Below are 17,882 nucleotides of genomic sequence, written 5' to 3' on the forward strand. Positions count from 1 at the left end.
AAGGAGAGATTCGCCATGCGCTGGACCCGCAGGACCGGTCCGTCCCTCGCCGTCGTCGCCACCGCCCTCCTCGCGACCTCCTGCTCGGCCGGCGCGGGCGCGGGTTCCACCGCGAACCCGGCCGCCCCCAAGGAGACCTCCCCGCTGACCGCCGCGCTCGGCGGCGAGCAGGAGAGCGCCGGCCCCGCCCCGGCCGTGCCCGGCGCCCGCAAGGGCGGGACGGTCAACGTGTACAACAGCGTCGAGTTCCGCCACCTCGACCCGCAGAAGGTGTACGCGGGCGCCGCGTACAACGCCTCGCTGCTCTGGGGGCGTCAACTGACGCAGTATCAGGTCGTCGACGGAAAGGCCAAGCTGGTCGGCGACCTCGCCACCGACACCGGCACCTCCGCCGACGGCGGCCGCACCTGGACCTACCGCCTCAAGGACGGCGTCGCCTGGGAGGACAGCAAGCCGATCACCGCCCAGGACGTCAAGTACGGCATCGAGCGCACCTTCGGCAAGGGCTACGAGGTCGGCCCGCCGTACTGGCCCCAGTGGCTCACCGGCGAGGCGAGCTACGAGGACGCGCGCAAGAAGTACGCCGGCCCCCAGGACGGCGACCTCGCCGCCATCGAGACGCCCGACGAGCGCACCGTCGTCTTCCACTTCCCGCAGCCGCAGGCCGACGTGCCGTACATGGCCGCGCAGTCCTCGTCCGCGCCGGTGCGCCGCGACAAGGACACCGGCACCGACTACGACCGGCTGCCGTTCGCCACCGGCCCCTACCGGATCGCCGAACACGTCCAGAACACCCGCATGGTGCTGGAGCGCAACCCGTACTGGAAGGCCGAGACCGACCCCGTCCGCAGCCAGTACCCGGACCGGTTCGTCTTCACCTACGGCAAGGAGGCGCTCAACATCAACCAGGAGATCCTCTCCGGCCGCGACGGCGGCGCCGACGCCACCACCGCCTCCGACGAGCTCTCCCCCGAGCTGTACCGGACCGCCGACACCGACCCCGAGGCCAAGGACCTCGTCGTCTCCGGCCGTCAGGGCGCCTTCGTCACCCAGCTCGTGATCAACAACGAGCGCGTGCCGGACGTCGAGGTCCGCAAGGCCCTGCACCTCGCCTACCCGCGCCAGCAGGCCCGCCAGGTCCAGGGCGGCTCCCGCATCGGCGAACTCGCCACCACGCTCAGCTCGCCCGCCCTGATCGACTGGCAGAAGTACGACCTCTACCCGGCCCGGCCCGAGGGCGACCCGGACGCCGCCAAGGCCCAACTCGCCAAGGCCAAGCAGCCGCCCGCGAGCCTCACCTACGGCTACAAGAACACGCCGGACGGCCAGCGCGTCGCGCAGGTGCTCGTCGACGGCTTCGCCAGGGCCGGGATCACCGTCGTGCCCAAGCCGATCGACCCCAAGGCCTTCCTCGACGAGGTGCACCGCGCCGACTCCCCGTACGACCTGTACGAGGAGACCTCGTCCGTCGACTGGCCGACCCCGTCCACGCTCGTCCCCTTCGCCTTCGACGGCCGCGCCGGCAACGACCTCAACAGCGCGCGCTACCGCAACCCGGCGGTCGACAAGGAGATCGACCGGATCAACGGGATCGGCGAGCCGCGCGCCAAGGCGAAGGAGCTGTACGCGCTGGAGCAGACCGTCATGAAGGACGTGCCGGTGCTGCCGTTCGCCTACCCGACCGCCAACCAGCTGCGCGGCGGCAACGTCGGCGGGGCGTTCATCCACCCGATCTACGGGACGGTCGGGCTCGCCTGGCTGTACCTGAAGTCCTGATCCGGCCAGGCCCGGTCCGGTCCGGTTCGGTTCGGCCTTGTTCAGTCCGGTCCGGTTTGGTTCGGTTCGGTTTGATTCGGACAGATCGGGCCGGGCCGGCAGTTCGAGGCTCACTTCGAGGTTTCAAGGTTCCGACGATGTTCTCCTTCGCCCTGCGGCGGGCCCTCCAGGCCCTCGCCGTGCTCGCCGCGGTCTCCGCCGCCGCCTTCGCCCTGTTCTACGCCGCACCCGCCGACCCGGCCCGCGCCGCCTGCGGACCGCGCTGCGACGGCGCCCAGGTGGCGGCGGTCCGCGCGAGCATGGGCCTGGACCGGCCGCTGCTCACCCAGTACACCGACTACCTGACCGGGATCGTCGCCGGGCGGGACGTCGGCGACGTCGACGGCTCGGTCATCCGCTGCTCCGCGCCCTGCCTCGGCTACTCCTACCGGCTGCACCAGCCCGTCACCGAGGCCCTCGCCGACCACCTGCCCGTCACCCTCTCGCTCACCGCCGGCGCGCTCGCCGTGCTCGTGGTGCTCGGGCTCGGCACCGGGTTCGTCTCCGCGCTGCGGCACGGGACGCGCACGGACCGGCTGCTCTCCGGGTTCACGCTCGTCGGCGCCAGCGTGCAGATCTACTTCCTCGGGTACGTGGCGCAGTGGGCGCTCGTCTACTCGACCGGCCTGCTCCCGCTGCCGTCGTACACCCCGCCGGCCACCGACCCCGCCGCCTGGGCGGGCGGGATGCTGCTGCCCTGGCTCGTCCTCGGCTTCGTCAACTCGGCCGTCTTCGCCCGGCTCTCGCGCTCGCAGCTGCTGGAGACGATGGGCGAGGAGTACGTCCGCACCGCGCGCGCCAAGGGCCTCGGCCGGCTGCGCGCCCACCTCAAGTACACGTCGCGCGGCGCGGCCGGACCGCTCGTGCAGTTGCTCGGGCTGGAGACCGGGGCGCTGCTTGGCGGGGCGGTCATCACCGAGACGGTGTTCGGGCTCAACGGCGTCGGGCGGTTCGCGGCGGAGGCGGTGGAGGGGCAGGACCTGCCCGCCGTCGTCGGGGCGGTCCTGCTCGCCGCGTGCTTCGTCGTCCTGTTCGTCGCGCTGGCCGACGTGGTGGTGGCCTGGCTCGATCCGCGCGTCCGGCTGGCTTGAGGCCCGCCCGCTGCCCACCGTCTGCCGTCCGCCGTCCGCCGTCCGCCGTCCGAAGGGAGTTGTTGTTCAATGTCGTCCGGAGTCAATGTGTCGTCCACGGAACCCGTGCTGAGCGTCCGCGACCTGTCCGTCACCTTCGCCGATCCGCGCGGCGGCCCGCCGGTCGCCGCAGTCCGGGGGCTCTCGTTCGACCTCGCCCGGGGTGAAGTCCTCGGCCTGGTCGGCGAGTCGGGCTCCGGCAAGTCCGCGACCGGGCTCGCCGTGCTCGGCCTGCACGATCCGCGGACCACCACCGTCACCGGCTCGATCCGGCTGGACGGCCGGGAGTTGGTGGGCGCCGACGAGTCGGTCCTGCGCGGGGTGCGCGGCGGCCGGATCGCGCTGGTCTTCCAGGACGCGCTCACCTCACTGAGCCCGTTCCACGGCGTCGGCGCCCAACTCGCCGAGATGTACCGGCTGCACCACCCCGGCACCGGTCGCGCCGAGGCCCGGCGACGGGCGGTCGCGATGCTCGACCGGGTCGGCATCCCGGCCGGCCGGGCCCGCGACCACCCGCACCGGTTCTCGGGCGGCATGCGCCAGCGGGTGATGATCGCCATGGCGCTGATGAACGACCCCGAGGTGCTCATCGCCGACGAGCCGACCACCGCCCTCGACGCCCGCGTCCAACAGCAAGTGCTCGACCTCCTGGGCGACTTGCAGCGCGAGCACGGCACGGCCGTGCTCCTGGTCAGCCACGACCTCGGCGTCGTCGCCGGGACGACGGACCGCACCCTCGTCCTGCGCGGGGGCCTCCCGGTCGAGTCCGCACCCACCGCCCGACTGCTGGCCGATCCACAAGAGCCCTACACCCGCGCACTGGTGGGAGCGGCGCTCACGCTGGACTCCGTACCAGGCTCACCACTTCCGACTGTTGACGATCCGTCACCTACCAGGACGTTCGGGGCGCGGGTGACGGACCGGCTGCGCGATCCGGCGCGCTGGCTCGTCGAAGTGGACGACCTCGCCGTCCACTTCCCCGGACGCCGCCGCTTCCCCGGTGGGCGCACCGAGACCGTCAAGGCCGTCGACGGCGTCGGGCTGCGCATCGCCCCCGGGGAGACCGTCGGCCTCGTCGGCGAGTCCGGCTCCGGCAAGTCCACCACCTCGCGCGTCCTCGCCGGGCTCCAGCGACCCACCGGCGGACGCGTCGCCTACGACGGCCGGGTGATCCACGACGACTCCGGCGCCGCCCGGCCCGACCACGCGCTGCGGCGCCGGCTCAGCCGCGAGGTCCAGCTCGTCTTCCAGGACCCGTACGCCTCGCTCAACCCGCGCCGCACCGTCGCCCGGACCCTCGACACCCCGCTGCGCCTGCACACCGCGCTCACGGCCGCCGGGCGGCGCGAACGCTCCGCCGAACTGCTCGAACAGGTCGGCCTGTCCGGCGACCACCTCGACCGCTACCCGCACGAGTTCTCCGGCGGGCAGCGCCAGCGGATCGGCATCGCGCGGGCGCTCGCCCCGCAGCCGCGGCTGATCATCGCGGACGAACCGGTCTCCGCGCTCGACGTGTCCGTCCAGGCACAGGTGCTCAACCTGCTGATGGAGCTGCGCGAACGGCTCGGCGTCGCCTTCCTGTTCGTCTCGCACGACCTCGCCGTCGTCCGGCACCTCTGCGACCGGGTCGCCGTGATGCACCGGGGACGGCTGGTCGAGTCCGCCGACCGCGACCGGCTGTTCGCCGCGCCGCACACGGACTACACGCGCGAGCTGCTGGCCGCCGTGCCCGGGACGAACGCGCGTGCGGCGTCCGGGGCGGATGCGCGCACGGCGTCCGTTGCGGGTACGCGTACGGCGTCCGGAGGGGCCGCCGTGGGCGGCTGAAGCTCCAGGTCGGCCGCGAGGAGGGCGTACAGCTCCATGTCGCGGCGCTCGCCGGCGATCGTCCGGTGGGCGCGGAGCAGGCCCTCGCGCCGGAAGCCGGCCCGCTCGGCCGCCCGCAGCGAGCCGGTGTTCCACGGCTCGATGTGCAGCTCCAGCCGGGCCAGCCCGGCCTCGCGCAGCGCCCAGTCCGCGACCGTGCGCAGGGCGTGGCCGGCCACGCCCAGGCCGCGGGCCGAGGCCGCCGTCCAGTAGCCGATCGTGGCCCGGCCGTCGCCCTGCGGGAACAGCCCGACGAAGCCGACGGCCCGCTCGTCGACGCGGCGCGCGACGGCGAACGGGTAGGCACCGCCGGCCGCCGCCTTGGCCCACTGCCGCTCGACGAAGGCCCGCGCGGCGTCCGCGTCGTAGCGGGCCGGGACGGTCGTCACCAGCGGGATGTACGGGTCCGCGGCGGCCTCGCGGAGTACGTCGGCGTCGCTGAGCCGCCACGGGCGCAGGTCGAACGGGCCGGCGGAGAGCGTTGGCACGGACAGGGGGCTGCGGTCCATGCTCGAAGCCTGTCACGAACGACCCGGGAGACCCACCCAATATGTCCGCCGCCGAGCCCCCGTCCCTGTCTTCGTCCCCGTCCTCGTTGTCCGCCGCGCACCGGGAGCTCGTCGACGCCGCCGAGGACGTCGCCCGCCGCTTCGCCCGCGCGGACAACCACACCGTCGCCGCGGCCGCCCGCAACGCCGACGGGCGGATCGTCACGGCCCTGAACGCTTACCACTTCACCGGCGGGCCCTGCGCCGAGCTGGCCCTCATCGGCTCGGCGGCCGGCCAGGGCGCGTACGACCTCACCGCGATCGTCGCGGTCGGCGACGAGGGGCGGGGCGTCATCCCGCCCTGCGGCCGGTGCCGCCAGGTGCTGCTCGACTACTTCCCCGGCATCGAGGTGCTCGTCGGCCGCGGGCCGGCCCTGCGGGCCGTCCGGGTTCGCGACCTCCTCCCCGACGCGTACGTCTCGGCCGGCCACCAGGACTGAGCGGGCGCCTTTCGGCGTCCTCGCGCCCCCGCCGTTCGGGCCGGATGCGGCTGCGAGGCCTCCGTCCGGGGGCTGACGCCCGTGGTCCGTCCGCCCTGGGAGAGTTCACCGACCCCGTTGGGCGCGGACCCGTGCGGGAGCAGGCTCTGGGCGGACGGGGGCATCGATGGGCGGACGACCCGCAGTGCGGTGGCCGCAGGTGGGGGTGTGCCTGGCCGCGATGGCGCTCGCGGGCGGGGCGGCGGGGAGCTGGCAGCTGTTCCAGCGGGACCTGCCCTGCCAGGGTGACGGGCCGCCCTGGCTGGTCCCGGCGCTCGGGGCGGTCGGGCTGGGGCTCCTCGGGGCCGTCGCGGCGGCGCTTTCGTGGGTGGCCGGCTGGTGGCGGTACTCCCGGCGGGCCCGGGCCGCGCTGTGGTCGCTCGCGGTGGTCGCGGTGCTGTGCGGGATCGGGATGGTGCTGCTGGGGCGCACGTGGCCGTCGTCGTGGTCGTGCGAGTGAGCCGGGGGCGTGCGGACGGGCTGTCGTGGTGCGTGTGAGCAGTCGTCGTGCGAATGCGCTGTCGTCGTGCGAATGAGCCGGGGAAGTGCGCGCGGGTCGGTGACGGCGCGCGGTCGGCGCTGTGGAGCGGTCGGGCCACCGTTCGACTGCGTCGCCGTGGCCGGAAGCGCTGGCGTGCTGGCGTCATGCTCCGGCAAGATCTGCGGCACGCCCGGCAGACGTCATCAACCGGGTCCGTCAACCGGGGTCCATCAAGCGGACTCCACCGGCAGGGATCGCCAACCGAGGGGACACATGTCCGACGATCTGCTCATCGCGAAGATCAATCACGGGTTCCGGTACCTCGACGCCGACGGCGACGGGCTGATCACCGAGCGGGACCACGTCCTCATGGGCCACTCGGTCGCCCGTTCGCTCGGCCACCAGGAGGGTTCGGAGGCGGAGGCGGTCATCGTCCGCGCCTACCTGACGATCTGGCACGACCTCCACCTCGCCCACCTCCCGGCCGACACCGAGTCGATCACCAGGGAGCAGTTCGTCCGCTCGACGGGCGCCCTGGCCGACGACCCGGAGGCCGCCCGCACCAGCCTCGGGGCGCTCGCCGAGGCCTTCCTCGCCGTGGCCGACGCCGACCGCAGCGGCACGGTCGACGCGGGCGAGTTCTTCGTCTTCCAGCGCGGCCACTTCGTCGGCCTCTCGCGCGACGACGCCGACGAGGCCTTCCGACGGCTCGACCGCGACGGCGACGGCACGCTCTCCGCCGAGGAGTTCACCACCGCCATCATCGAGTTCTGGACCAGCCGCGACCCCGAGGCCCCCGGCAACTGGTGGACGGGCACCCCGCCGCACGCGCTCTGACCCCGACTCCCCCGCCGGGACGTCGCGTTCGGCCCGTCAGGCCTCCGAAACGGTCCGCTCGACGAGGGTGTCGACCAGCACCCCGTCAGGCCGTCGGAGCCCAACGCCTCGGGCAGCGCCGCGCCTTGTCGTCGACTCGGACCGGCGACGTCGTCCTCACTGACGAGCGGGCTTCCGACTGGCGCTCACCACCAGGCACACGCCCGCCACCACGATCGCCCCGCCCGCGAGGGTCGGGCCCGTCAGCGGCTCGGACAGGATCAGCCAGCCGAGGAGCACGGCGACGACCGGGTTCACGTAGGCGTACGTCGAGACCAGCGTCAGCGGCGCGTTCCGCAGCAGCCACGCGTACGCGGTGAAGGCGAGCAGCGAACCGAACAGCACCAGGTACGCGAGCGCGAACCAGGACCGGCCGGAGACCGCGGCGACGTCCAGCCCGTGCGCCTCGCCGCGCACGAGGCCGACCAGCAGGTCGCCGAGGCCGCCCGCCAGCATCTGGTAGGCGCTCGCGGCGAGCACGTTGCCCGGCATCGGCAGGCGCTTGCTGACGAACGAACCGCCCGCCCAGGTCAGCGTGGCGCAGATGATCACGATCACGCCGAGCGGCGCGATGTCCCCGCCGAACGCGGGGGCGGACAGCACCCCGAGACCGACGAGGCCGAGCAGCACGCCGGCCAGCTCGGCGGGCCGGGGCCGCTCGCCGCCGGACGCCGTCAGCAGCACCATCCAGAGCGGGACGGCCGCGACCAGCAGGGCGGCCAGACCGGACGGGACCGAGCGCTCGCCCAGCACGACGAGGCCGTTGCCGCCGGTCAGCAGGAGCACGCCCACCAGCGCCGAGGAGGCCAGCCGGCGCGCACTCACCCGCAGGCCGGCCGGGCCGCTCCGGACCAGCAGGAACCCGGCGAGCAGCAGGCCCGCGGTCAGGAACCGGGCGGCGGCGGAGAGGAAGGACGGCATCGTCTCGACCGAGATCCGGATCGCCAGGTAGGTGGAGCCCCAGACGACGTAGACGACGCCGAGCGCCAGCCACACCGCACCACTGAGCCGGGCCAGGCGGGGAGGGGCAGCGGGATCCGGGGAGGCGGGGCCCGGGGAGGCGGGGCCCGGGGCGGCGGAGCCCGTCGAGGCGGAGCCCGTGGAGGCCGAGTCCGGGGCGGCCGAGTCCGGGGCGGCGACCGGCGCCGGTGAGGCCGGGCCTGGAGAGGCTTCGCCGTCGGTGTCCTCGGCGGAGGCTTCGGGCGATGGGGAGGAGGCGGGCGCTGTCACGGGTGTCCCCCTTGGACGGTGCTGGCAGAACATCCGATATGACACCGCATCGGCGGGCCCGCACGCCAGTGGGTATCACCAGTCGGGCACGAGGACGTACGGTGGGCGCCCCCGGACGAGAGGTCGAACCCGTGTCTGATCAGCGCCCGTCCGACGAGTCGCTTCCGTTCTTCGTCTACGGCACCCTGCGCAGCGACGGCCACAACCACGCCGTACACCTGGCGGGCCGCTGCGCCGACATCCGGCCGGCGGTCCTGGAGGGCGCCGCCCTCCACGACGGTCCCGGGTTCCCGTGGGCGGTGCCGGACCCGACACCCGGGCGCCGGATCGTGGGTGAGCTCGTCACCGTCCGCCCGGGCGCGTACGCGGGCGCGCTCGCGGACCTGGACCGGCTGGAGGAGTGCCGGGCCGACGGGGCGGGACTGTACGTACGGCAGCGGCGGACGGTGCGGACGGCGTCGGGCGAGACGCGAGAGGCGTGGGTGTACTTGGCCGGGCCGACGGCGGCGGCGGAACTGCGGGCGCGGCCGGCGCTGATCGCCTCGGGGGACTGGGCGGAGCGGTGACGGGGCGAGGGGCGGCTGATTCGGGGCGGGGGGGCTCGGGCGCCGCGAACAACTTTCAGCGAACAGATGACAGATAACAGATTTCGAAATCTGTTATCTGTTCGCTGAAAGTCGTCCCCCGTCCGCCGTCACCCGTCGCCCGCCCTGATCCTCCGCCAAACCGCCAGGTAGGCTGCCCCGGCTACGTCCGTTTCCCCCTCCCGCCTCACGGCCCACCGAACGACGAGGAGCCACCCGGTGCCCGAGCTGCCACCCCCGATCACCGTCGTCGGGATCGGGGCCGACGGCTGGCCCGGCCTCGCCGCCACCTCCCGCGCCGCCCTCCACGCGGCCGAGGTCGTCATCGGCGGCCCCCGGCAGCTGGACCTCCTCCCCCACGACGAGGTGCCCGCCGACCGCGTCCCCTGGCCGTCCCCGCTGCGCCCCGCCGTCCCCGGGCTGCTCGCCGCCCACACCGGCCGCCGCATCGCCGTCCTCGCCAGCGGCGACCCGATGTTCTACGGCATCGGCCGCACCCTCGCCGAGACGGTCGGCGCCGAACGGCTCCGCGTCCTGCCCCACCCCTCCTCCGTCTCCCACGCGTGCGCCCGCCTCGGCTGGCCCCTGGAGGCCACCGAGGTGGTCAGCCTCGTCGGCCGCCCGCTGGACACCCTCGCCCTGGCCCTCCATCCCGGCCGCCGCCTGCTCGTGCTCAGCGCCGACGCCGCCACCCCGGCGGCCGTCGCCGCGCTGCTCACCGCCCGCGGTTACGGCGCCGCCCGCCTCCGGGTGCTCGAACAGCTCGGCTCCCCCGCCGAACGGCACCTCGACGGCCCGGCGGACGGCTGGCCGCACCCGCCCGGCGACCCGCTGAACGTCATCGCGGTCGACCTCGGCGCCGGCCCCCGCACCTCCCTCGTCCCCGGCCTGCCCGACGCCGCGTACGAGAGCGACGGCCAGCTCACCAAGCGCCACGTCCGCGCCGCGACCCTCGCCGCCCTCGCACCCGCCCCCGGCGAGCTGCTCTGGGACGTCGGCGGCGGCTCCGGCTCGATCGCCATCGAGTGGCTGCGCGCCCACCGCGACTGCCGGGCCGTCACCGTCGAGCGCGACCCCGTCCGCGCCGGGCGCATCACCCGCAACGCCGCCGCGCTGGGCGTCCCCCGGCTGCGCGTCGTCACCGGCCGGGCTCCTGCCGCACTCGCGGAACTCCCCGCCCCCGAAGCCGTGTTCATCGGCGGCGGCCTCACCGCGCCCGGCCTGCTGGAGAGTTGCTGGGCCGCCCTGGCGCCCGGCGGCCGGCTGGTCGCCAACACGGTGACACTGGAATCCGAGGCGCTGCTCACCGACTGGTACCGGCGCCACGGCGGCGAGCTCGTCAAGCTCGCCGTCGCCCACGCCGTCCCGGTCGGCGGGTTCACCGGATGGCGGCAGGCCATGCCGGTCACCCAGTGGTCCGCCGTCAAGCCCAACACCCCCCAGGAGGACGCCTCGTGACCGTCTACTTCATCGGAGCCGGCCCGGGCGCCGCCGACCTGATCACCCTGCGCGGCCAGCGGATCCTCGCCCGCGCCGAGGTCTGCCTCTACGCCGGCAGCCTGGTGCCGCGCGAGCTCCTCGACGAGTGCCCGGCCGATGCCCGGCTGATCGACACCGCCCAGCTCAACCTCGACCAGATCGTCACCGAGCTGGTCCGCGCCCACGAGGCCGGGCAGGACGTGGCCCGCCTGCACTCCGGCGACCCGTCCGTCTTCTCCGCGGTCGCCGAGCAGATGCGCCGCCTCGACGCGGCCGGCGTCCCGTACGAGGTGGTCCCGGGCGTGCCGGCCTTCGCGGCCGCGGCGGCCGCGCTGAAGCGGGAGCTGACCGTGCCGACGGTCGGCCAGACCGTCATCCTCACCCGGATCGCCAAGCGCGCCACGCCCATGCCGGAGGGCGAGGACCTGGCGACCCTCGGGCGCAGCGGCGCCCTGCTGGTGCTGCACCTGGCCGCCGGCTACATAGACGACGTCGTCGAGCAGCTGCTTCCGCACTACGGCGCCGAATGCCCCGCCGCCGTCGTCGCGATGGCCAGCCGCCCGGACGAACTGGTGCTGCGCGGCACGCTCGCCGACATCGCGGAGCAGGTGAAGGCGGCCGGCGTGGTCCGCACCGCGGTGATCATCGTCGGACGGACCCTCGCCGCCGAGCAGTTCCGCGACAGCCACCTCTACTCGGCGGACCGCGAGCGCCCGCACGAGCCCTGCGGGGCGTGACCCGGTGGTCCGCCACGTCCTGATCCTCGGCGGCACGACCGAGGGCCGGTCCCTCGCCGCCGTACTCGCCGGGGACCCGCACCTGCGCGTGACCAGTTCGCTGGCCGGCCGGGTGGCTCAACCCCGGCTCCCCGTGGGGGAGGTGAGGATCGGCGGCTTCGGCGGTCCGGACGGCCTGGCGGCCTGGCTGCGCGCCGAGCGCGTGGCCGCCGTGGTGGACGCCACCCACCCGTTCGCCGCCGGCATGTCCCGCAACGCCGCCCTCGCGGCCGCCGCCACCGGCGTGCCGCTACTGGCGCTGCGACGGCCCGGCTGGTCACCGGCCGACGGCGACCGCTGGCACCCCGTCCCCTCGCTCGCCGCGGCGGCCGAGGCCTTGCCCGCCCTCGGGCGGCGGGTGTTCCTCACCACCGGGCGGCAGGGCATCGGCGCCTTCGCGCACCTCGACGGACTGCACTTCGTGGCCCGCTCGGTCGACCCGCCCGAGCCGCCGTTGCCGCCCTCGCTCGAAGTCCTGCTGGACCGGGGCCCGTTCACGCTGGACGGCGAACGCGCGCTGCTGCGCGAGCACCGGATCGACGTCCTCGTCACCAAGGACAGCGGCGGCGCGGCCACCGCCCCCAAGCTCACCGCCGCGCGCGAACTCGGCCTGCCCGTGGTCGTCGTGGAGCGCCCGCCGCTGCCCGACGGCGTCCCGGTCGTGCCGGACGTCCCCGGCGCGGTCCGCTGGCTGGCCACGACGGCCGGATCCTTGGGCGAACTCGCCTAGTCTGCTGGCATGTCCGGTCGGCCTGCTCGGGAACTCGCGTGCGCCGCAGCATCGTTGGACACCCCGGGCCGCTGTGGCGGAGAGGTCCGCCCACTTCGCCGGATCCCCGTCCCCATTGATCGACGAGCGCCGCCCGCCGAACGGGAAGGACCACGGAACCACGCATGCGGACCCGCCAGAAGGAGCGCGACACCCCGGGCCCCTCGGCCCCCTGGAACGAGATCATGCCCGGGCTCTGGATGGGCGGGCACTACTGGACCCCACCCGGCGGTGATCTCGAACTCGCCATCGTGGGATACGAGTTCGACGTCGTCGTCAGCTTGTTCACGCTGCCGGGACACGGGCCCGCCCCGCACGTGGAGCACGTCGTCCGGGCGGTGCCGGACGACGTGCTCTCCGCCGCCCAGATCCGGGCCGTCCAGGACGCGGTCGCGCTCACCGCGCAGGCCGTCCGCCGGGGCCGCCGGACCCTCGTGCGCTGCCACTCCGGCTACAACCGCTCCGGCCTCGTGGTGGCGGGCGCCCTCGCGCTCCTCGGGCACGACACCGACCGGGCCATCGGACTGGTCCGGGAACGGCGTTCGCCCTGGGCACTGAACAACCCGGTGTTCGTGGAGTACCTGAACACCGGGTTGGACGTGGCCCTGCTGCTGTCCGGCCTCGACGGGGCGATCCCCTGACGGACGGTCAGGGGATCGACGCCGGCCGTCAGATGTCGCGGAAGGTCTCGATCTGCGCGCCGATCGAGTTGAGGCGCTCGGCGAGGTCCTCGTAACCGCGGTTGATGACGTAGACGTTGCGCAGCACGGAGGTGCCCTGCGCGGCGAGCATCGCGAGGAGGATGACCACCGCGGGCCGCAGCGCGGGCGGGCACATCATCTCGGCGGCGCGCCAGCGGGTCGGGCCCTGGACGAGGACGCGGTGCGGGTCGAGGAGCTTGACGTCCGCGCCGAGCCTGGTCAGCTCGGTGAGGTAGATCGCGCGGTTGTCGTAGACCCAGTCGTGGATCATCGTCGTGCCGTGCGCCGCCGCGGCGATCGCGGCGAAGAACGGCACGTTGTCGATGTTGATGCCCGGGAACGGCATCGGGTGGATGGTGTCGATCGGCGCGGTCAGCTTGGACGGGCGCACGGTGAGGTCGACCAGCCGGGTGTGACCGTTGTGGGCCCGGTACTCCGGGGTCCGGTCGTAGTCCAGGCCCATGCCCTCCAGCACGGCGAGCTCGATCTCCAGGAACTCGATCGGCACCCGGCGGATCGTCAGCTCGGAGGAGGTGACGACGGCGGCGGCGAGCAGGCTCATCGCCTCCACCGGGTCCTCGGCCGGGGTGTAGTCGACGTCGCAGGTGATCTCCGGGACGCCGTGCACGGTGAGGGTGGTGGTACCGATGCCCTCGATCTTCACGCCGAGCTTCTCCAGGAAGAAGCACAGGTCCTGGACCATGTAGTTGGGCGAGGCGTTGCGGATGACGCTCACGCCGTCGTGGCGGGCCGCGGCCAGCAGCGCGTTCTCGGTGACGGTGTCCCCGCGCTCGGTCAGCACGATCGGACGGTCCAGCGGGACGCCCGGCTCGACCGAGGCGTGGTAGGCGCCGCCGGTGGTGGCGACCTCCAGGCCGAAGCGGCGCAGCGCGGTCAGGTGCGGCTGGACGGTGCGGGTGCCGAGGTCGCAGCCGCCCGCGTACGGGATGGCGAAGTGCTCGGCGCGGTGCATCAGCGGGCCGAGGAACATCAGCACGCTGCGGGTGCGGCGGGCGGCCTCGACGTCCATCGCGGCGAGGTCGAGCTCGGCCGGCGGGGTGAGTTCGAGGTCGCGGCCCTCGTTGATCCAGCGGCTCTTGACGCCGATGCTGGTGAGGACCTCGAGGATGCGGTAGACCTCCTCGATCCGGGCGACGCTGCGGATCGTGGTGCGGCCGGTGGTGAGGAGCGAGGCGCAGAGGATCGCGACGCAGGCGTTCTTGCTGCTGCGGACGTCGATCGCGCCGGAGAGGCGGGTGCCGCCGGCGACGCGCAGGTGCATCGGGCCGGAGTAGCCGAGGGAGACGATCTCGCTGTCGAGGGCTTCGCCGATGCGGGCGATCATCTCAAGGCTGACGTTCTGCTTGCCCTGTTCGATGCGGTTGACCGCGCTCTGGCTGGTGCCGAGGGCCTCGCCGAGCTGCGCCTGGGACCAGCCGCGGTGCTGGCGCGCGGTACGGATGAGGGTGCCGATACGGGTGAGGTAGTCGCCTGTCACCCGGCAGACCATATCTCACGCTTGAGATGGCGACAGAATCAGGGGGCGAATCCTTGCTCCATTTGTCCGTTTCTCGCCCCGTATGGGCGTCAGATCTTCACATCACCATGAGATATTGCTGAGCTTTCCACGCATTCCCGGGAGTTCACCCGACTGAACCCGTGGGGCCCGGGAAGTACGGCCGCCGCGCCTCACGGCCCGAGCGGTTCCGCCCGTCCGACGATGGTGCCCGCGCGGTCGATGCAGATGACGTCCACCGCCACCGGGGAGCCGACGAGCACGCCGAGCGCCGTCGCCCGGGCCGCCTCGGCGACCAGGTCCCCCAGCGGCACGCCCGCCGCCCGGCACAACTGCACCGCCTCCAGGCCGGTGTTGGCGGCGGCCACCGCCGCGGCCAGGGCCTCGTCCGCGCCGCCGCGCCGGGCCAGGTCCGCGAGGTATCCCTTGTCCACCTGGGAGCGCGCCGAGTGCAGGTCGAGGTGACCGGCCGCGAGCTTGGACAGTTTGGCGAAGCCGCCCGCGATGGTCAGCCTCGGCACCGGGTGGCGCTTGAGGTACTTGAGGACGGCGCCGGCGAAGTCGCCCATGTCGAGCAGCGCGTCCTCGGGCAGTCCGTGCACGGCGACGGCGACCTTCTCCGACGTCGAGCCGGTGCACCCCGCCACGTGCGTGCGGCCCGCCGCGCGCGCCACGTCCACGCCGCGGCGGATCGAGTCGATCCAGGCCGAGCAGGAGTAGGGGACGACGATGCCGGTCGTGCCCAGGATGGACAAGCCGCCGAGGATCCCCAGGCGGGGGTTCCAGGTGGAGCGGGCGATCTCCTCGCCGTGGTCGACGGAGACCTCGACGACGACGTCCCCCGTCCCACCGTGCTCGGCGGCCACCTCGGCGACGGCGTCGCGGATCATCTGCCTCGGCACCGGGTTGATGGCGGGCTCGCCGACGGGCAGCGGCAGACCGGCCTTGGTGACCGTCCCGACCCCGGGACCGGCCCGGAACACCACCCCGGCGCCGGGCTCGCCGGCCCGCACCGTCGCACGGATGAGGGCGCCGTGCGTCACATCGGGGTCGTCGCCGGCGTCCTTGACCACGCCGGCCATGGCGCTCGGACCGTCCGGACCGTCCGGGGAGCCCGGGTGCCGGCCGGGGGCGGCCGAGCCGCTCGCCGGCCCGAGCTCCTCCGCGGCCAGGGCGAACGCGGGCTGCTGCCCCTTGGGGAGGGTGATGGTCACCGGGTCCGGGAACTCGCCGGTGAGCAGCGCCGTGTACGCGGCCTTGGCGGCGGCGGTGGCGCAGGCGCCCGTCGTCCAGCCGTGCCGCAGGCCGCTGCTCTTCAGCTGCCCGGCCCGGCCTCCCGGTTCGGCCACGTCCGCCTCGCTCCCTGTCTCGGTCGCCGTCGTGGCCGCTGCTCCCGTCGCCGCACCGATTGCTGCACGGACCGCCGTCCCCGGCCGCGCCACCGGTCATCACTCCGGCCGCCGCCCCGGGACGGCCGCAACGGCCTCCGGTGCCGATTTTCCCCCATGGACCCGGCCGGACGGTGACCGGGGCCCTCGGCCGACGTGGGTGAGGGTACGGGCGGACGTGCGGGCAGGGATGCGGGCAGGGATGCGGGCAGGGATGCGGGCGGGCATGCGGGCGGGGGCCGGTGGGAGCGGCGGGAATGGCCGCCTCTCGTTACCGAGAAGTTCTCTGCACGGGTCTCGAAACCGCCGCCTACCAGTGAGTAATCTGTCGCTCCGCCAGATGCGGGTTCATGACACGAGGCCCGGGACCGGTGCGACCGGCCGGGTCATCAGAATGCGGGGTTTTCGTGGCAGGGATGAGTCGGCGTACGTTCGTGACGGGTACGTCGGTGGCCGCCGCCTGGGCGGCCCTTTCGCTGGGCGGCGCGCAGTTCGCGTCGGCGGCGGCGCGCGACCGGGCGCTGGCGGCCACCGCCGCGAGAGCCGTCCGGGTGACCGGGACCACGCTCGACCAGGTGGCGACGCCGGTCGGCAACGGCTCTTACAAGCGGCTGACGGCCGGGCCGGGCTGGCCGCTGGTCGTCCGCGGGGACATCGCGGCCCCGGGCAGCGGGCGCGACGACCGCCGCACCGGGCTGGCCAGCTTCGTCCAGTTCTCCGACCTGCACCTGGTCGACACCGAGTCGCCGTTCCGCTTCGAGTACCTCGCCAAGTTCCTCGGCGCGGCGCACCGGCCGCACGAGACCCTGAACGCCCGCGGTGTCTCGGCCCTCGTCGAGCGCGTCAACTCGCTCGCCGGCGGCCCCTACACCGGGATGCCGTTCAGCCTGGTGATGGCCACCGGCGACAACACCGACAACCACGAGCACGCCGAACTCGACTGGTACCTCACGGTGATGGGCGGCGGACGCCTCGCCCAGAACACCGGTGACCCGAACCGCTACGAGGGCGTGCAGAACTCCGGCAGCTCCGCCTACTGGAACCCCGAACTGTCCTTCCAGGACGGCTACAAGGCGAAGGGCTTCCCGCAGATACCCGGCTTCCTGTCGGCCGCCGGCCGCCCCTTCGACGCCCCCGGCCTGCGCACGCCCTGGTACACGACGGTCGGCAACCACGATGACAGCCTTGAGGGTTCGCTCCCGGACCTCGGCCTGCTGAACGACCTCTACACCGGCCGGTACAAGCTGGAGGGCTGCGACGACGCCGAGGCCGGCCGCCTGACGGAGGCCCTGCGGCACGACCCGGCGAGCGCCGCGCTGCTGCTCGGCAAGCTGCTGGCGACCGGCGACGCGGTGCGCGAGATCACCCCCGACGAGCGCCGACGGCCGTTCACCCTCAAGGAGTTCGCGAAGGCCCACCTCGACCCGGCAGTCACCGGCGCGGGCCCGCACGGGCACGGCTTCACCTCGGACATGGTGAACAGCGGCAAGCTCTTCTACACCTTCCGCATCTCGGAGAAGGTCCTCGGCATCAGCCTGGACACCACCAACCAGGCCGGATTCGCGGACGGTTCGATCGGCACCGCCCAACTGCGCTGGCTGGAGCAGCAGCTGAAGGCGCACAGCGGGCACTGGTACGACGGCAACGGGCGCAAGGTGACGGGCGGCAGCGCCGACGACCTGATCCTGATCTTCAGCCACCACACCAGCGGCACCATGGGCAACCTGCTGCCCGACCCGCGCAACATCTTCGAGAAGCGGCACGACGGGAACGAGCTGGTGGCGCTGCTCCAGCGCTACCCCAACGTCGTCGCGTGGGTGAACGGGCACACCCACAGGAACCAGATCACGGCGCACGGGCACGCGGTGCCGGAGCGCGCGTTCTGGGAGATCAACACCGCCTCCCACATCGACTACCCGCAGCACGGCCGGATCATCGAGATCGCGGACAACGGGGACGGCACGCTCTCCCTGTTCACGACGCTGATCGAGTCCGACGCCCCGTACGGGACGGACTTCGGCAGCACGTCGGACGCGAACCTGGCCGCGCTCTACCGCGAGCTGTCCTACAACGACCCGTACGGGCGGCCGGCCGCGCTGCTCGGCGCGGGGCAGGACCACAACACGGAGCTGCTGATCACCAAGCCGACTCGGTGACTGGGGCGGCCGGCGGTCTGCGGTCTACGGTCAGCGGCTGACGGCTGACGGCTGACGGCTGACGGCTGACGAGTAACAGATAACAGCT

At 73.7% G+C, this 17,882-nt stretch carries 15 protein-coding genes and 1 pseudogene; 12 read left to right on the forward strand and 4 right to left on the reverse strand.

Annotated features, from left to right (window positions below):
- Positions 1-15: 15 nt before the first annotated feature.
- The 3 genes from ACFVU9_RS06875 (at position 16) to ACFVU9_RS06885 (ending at position 4,772) form a co-directional block, all read left to right on the forward strand.
- Entirely contained in the window at positions 16-1,776 is a 1,761-nt protein-coding gene (locus ACFVU9_RS06875; protein WP_387590713.1) for an ABC transporter substrate-binding protein, read from the forward strand.
- 137 nt (positions 1,777-1,913) lie between these two features.
- Positions 1,914-2,906: an ABC transporter permease gene (locus ACFVU9_RS06880; RefSeq protein WP_380489259.1), complete on the forward strand. Its 993-nt coding sequence runs from the start codon at positions 1,914-1,916 to the stop codon at positions 2,904-2,906.
- A 69-nt stretch (positions 2,907-2,975) separates the two neighbouring features.
- Positions 2,976-4,772, forward strand: coding sequence for a dipeptide ABC transporter ATP-binding protein (locus tag ACFVU9_RS06885; protein ID WP_387590716.1), 1,797 nt, complete (start codon positions 2,976-2,978; stop codon positions 4,770-4,772).
- A 101-nt stretch (positions 4,773-4,873) separates the two neighbouring features.
- Here ACFVU9_RS06885 and ACFVU9_RS06890 read toward each other — a convergent pair.
- A pseudogene (locus tag ACFVU9_RS06890) lies at positions 4,874-5,320 on the reverse strand (GNAT family N-acetyltransferase); the annotation flags it as partial.
- 41 nt (positions 5,321-5,361) lie between these two features.
- Here ACFVU9_RS06890 and ACFVU9_RS06895 point away from each other — a divergent pair.
- The 3 genes from ACFVU9_RS06895 (at position 5,362) to ACFVU9_RS06905 (ending at position 7,156) form a co-directional block, all read left to right on the forward strand.
- Positions 5,362-5,799, forward strand: a complete 438-nt coding sequence (locus ACFVU9_RS06895; RefSeq protein ID WP_380447664.1) for a cytidine deaminase family protein — start codon at positions 5,362-5,364, stop codon at positions 5,797-5,799.
- Between the two features lie 166 nt (positions 5,800-5,965).
- A complete protein-coding gene (locus tag ACFVU9_RS06900; RefSeq protein WP_380447666.1) occupies positions 5,966-6,298 on the forward strand; it encodes a hypothetical protein in 333 nt (110 codons plus the stop codon).
- Between the two features lie 294 nt (positions 6,299-6,592).
- Positions 6,593-7,156 carry an EF-hand domain-containing protein gene (locus ACFVU9_RS06905; RefSeq protein WP_380447668.1) on the forward strand — a complete coding sequence of 188 codons (564 nt, stop codon included), beginning with the start codon at positions 6,593-6,595 and terminating at the stop codon, positions 7,154-7,156.
- Positions 7,157-7,312: 156 nt separating this feature from the next.
- Here ACFVU9_RS06905 and ACFVU9_RS06910 read toward each other — a convergent pair whose 3' ends face one another.
- Complete coding sequence (locus ACFVU9_RS06910) at positions 7,313-8,425, reverse strand: EamA family transporter (RefSeq protein WP_387590720.1); 1,113 nt, start codon at positions 8,423-8,425, stop codon at positions 7,313-7,315.
- Positions 8,426-8,556: 131 nt separating this feature from the next.
- Between ACFVU9_RS06910 and ACFVU9_RS06915 the strand changes: the two genes are divergently transcribed.
- From ACFVU9_RS06915 to ACFVU9_RS06935, 5 genes are all read left to right on the forward strand, one after another.
- Positions 8,557-8,991, forward strand: coding sequence for a gamma-glutamylcyclotransferase family protein (locus tag ACFVU9_RS06915; RefSeq protein WP_380447672.1), 435 nt, complete (start codon positions 8,557-8,559; stop codon positions 8,989-8,991).
- 237 nt (positions 8,992-9,228) lie between these two features.
- Positions 9,229-10,467 (forward strand): precorrin-6y C5,15-methyltransferase (decarboxylating) subunit CbiE, encoded by a 1,239-nt coding sequence (gene cbiE / locus ACFVU9_RS06920; RefSeq protein ID WP_387590723.1) that lies wholly within the window; start codon positions 9,229-9,231, stop codon positions 10,465-10,467.
- Complete coding sequence (gene cobM, locus ACFVU9_RS06925; protein WP_380447836.1) at positions 10,464-11,225, forward strand: precorrin-4 C(11)-methyltransferase; 762 nt, start codon at positions 10,464-10,466, stop codon at positions 11,223-11,225. The genes cbiE and cobM overlap by 4 nt, the downstream gene beginning before the upstream one ends.
- Before the next feature lie 4 nt (positions 11,226-11,229).
- Positions 11,230-11,994 (forward strand): cobalt-precorrin-6A reductase, encoded by a 765-nt coding sequence (locus ACFVU9_RS06930; RefSeq protein ID WP_387590727.1) that lies wholly within the window; start codon positions 11,230-11,232, stop codon positions 11,992-11,994.
- A gap of 164 nt (positions 11,995-12,158) precedes the next feature.
- A complete protein-coding gene (locus tag ACFVU9_RS06935) occupies positions 12,159-12,674 on the forward strand; it encodes a protein phosphatase (RefSeq protein WP_387590730.1) in 516 nt (171 codons plus the stop codon).
- A gap of 28 nt (positions 12,675-12,702) precedes the next feature.
- Here ACFVU9_RS06935 and ACFVU9_RS06940 read toward each other — a convergent pair whose 3' ends face one another.
- A complete protein-coding gene (locus ACFVU9_RS06940) occupies positions 12,703-14,232 on the reverse strand; it encodes a UDP-N-acetylglucosamine 1-carboxyvinyltransferase (RefSeq protein ID WP_359957966.1) in 1,530 nt (509 codons plus the stop codon).
- 191 nt (positions 14,233-14,423) lie between these two features.
- Complete coding sequence (locus tag ACFVU9_RS06945; protein ID WP_387590733.1) at positions 14,424-15,599, reverse strand: cobalt-precorrin-5B (C(1))-methyltransferase; 1,176 nt, start codon at positions 15,597-15,599, stop codon at positions 14,424-14,426.
- A 455-nt stretch (positions 15,600-16,054) separates the two neighbouring features.
- Here ACFVU9_RS06945 and ACFVU9_RS06950 point away from each other — a divergent pair, with 455 nt between their 5' ends.
- Positions 16,055-17,794 carry a TIGR03767 family metallophosphoesterase gene (locus ACFVU9_RS06950; protein ID WP_380447843.1) on the forward strand — a complete coding sequence of 580 codons (1,740 nt, stop codon included), beginning with the start codon at positions 16,055-16,057 and terminating at the stop codon, positions 17,792-17,794.
- The last annotated feature ends 88 nt before the right edge of the window (positions 17,795-17,882 follow it).

This window comes from Kitasatospora sp. NPDC057936, from assembly GCF_042887525.1.
Taxonomy (GTDB): Bacteria; Actinomycetota; Actinomycetes; order Streptomycetales; family Streptomycetaceae; genus Kitasatospora.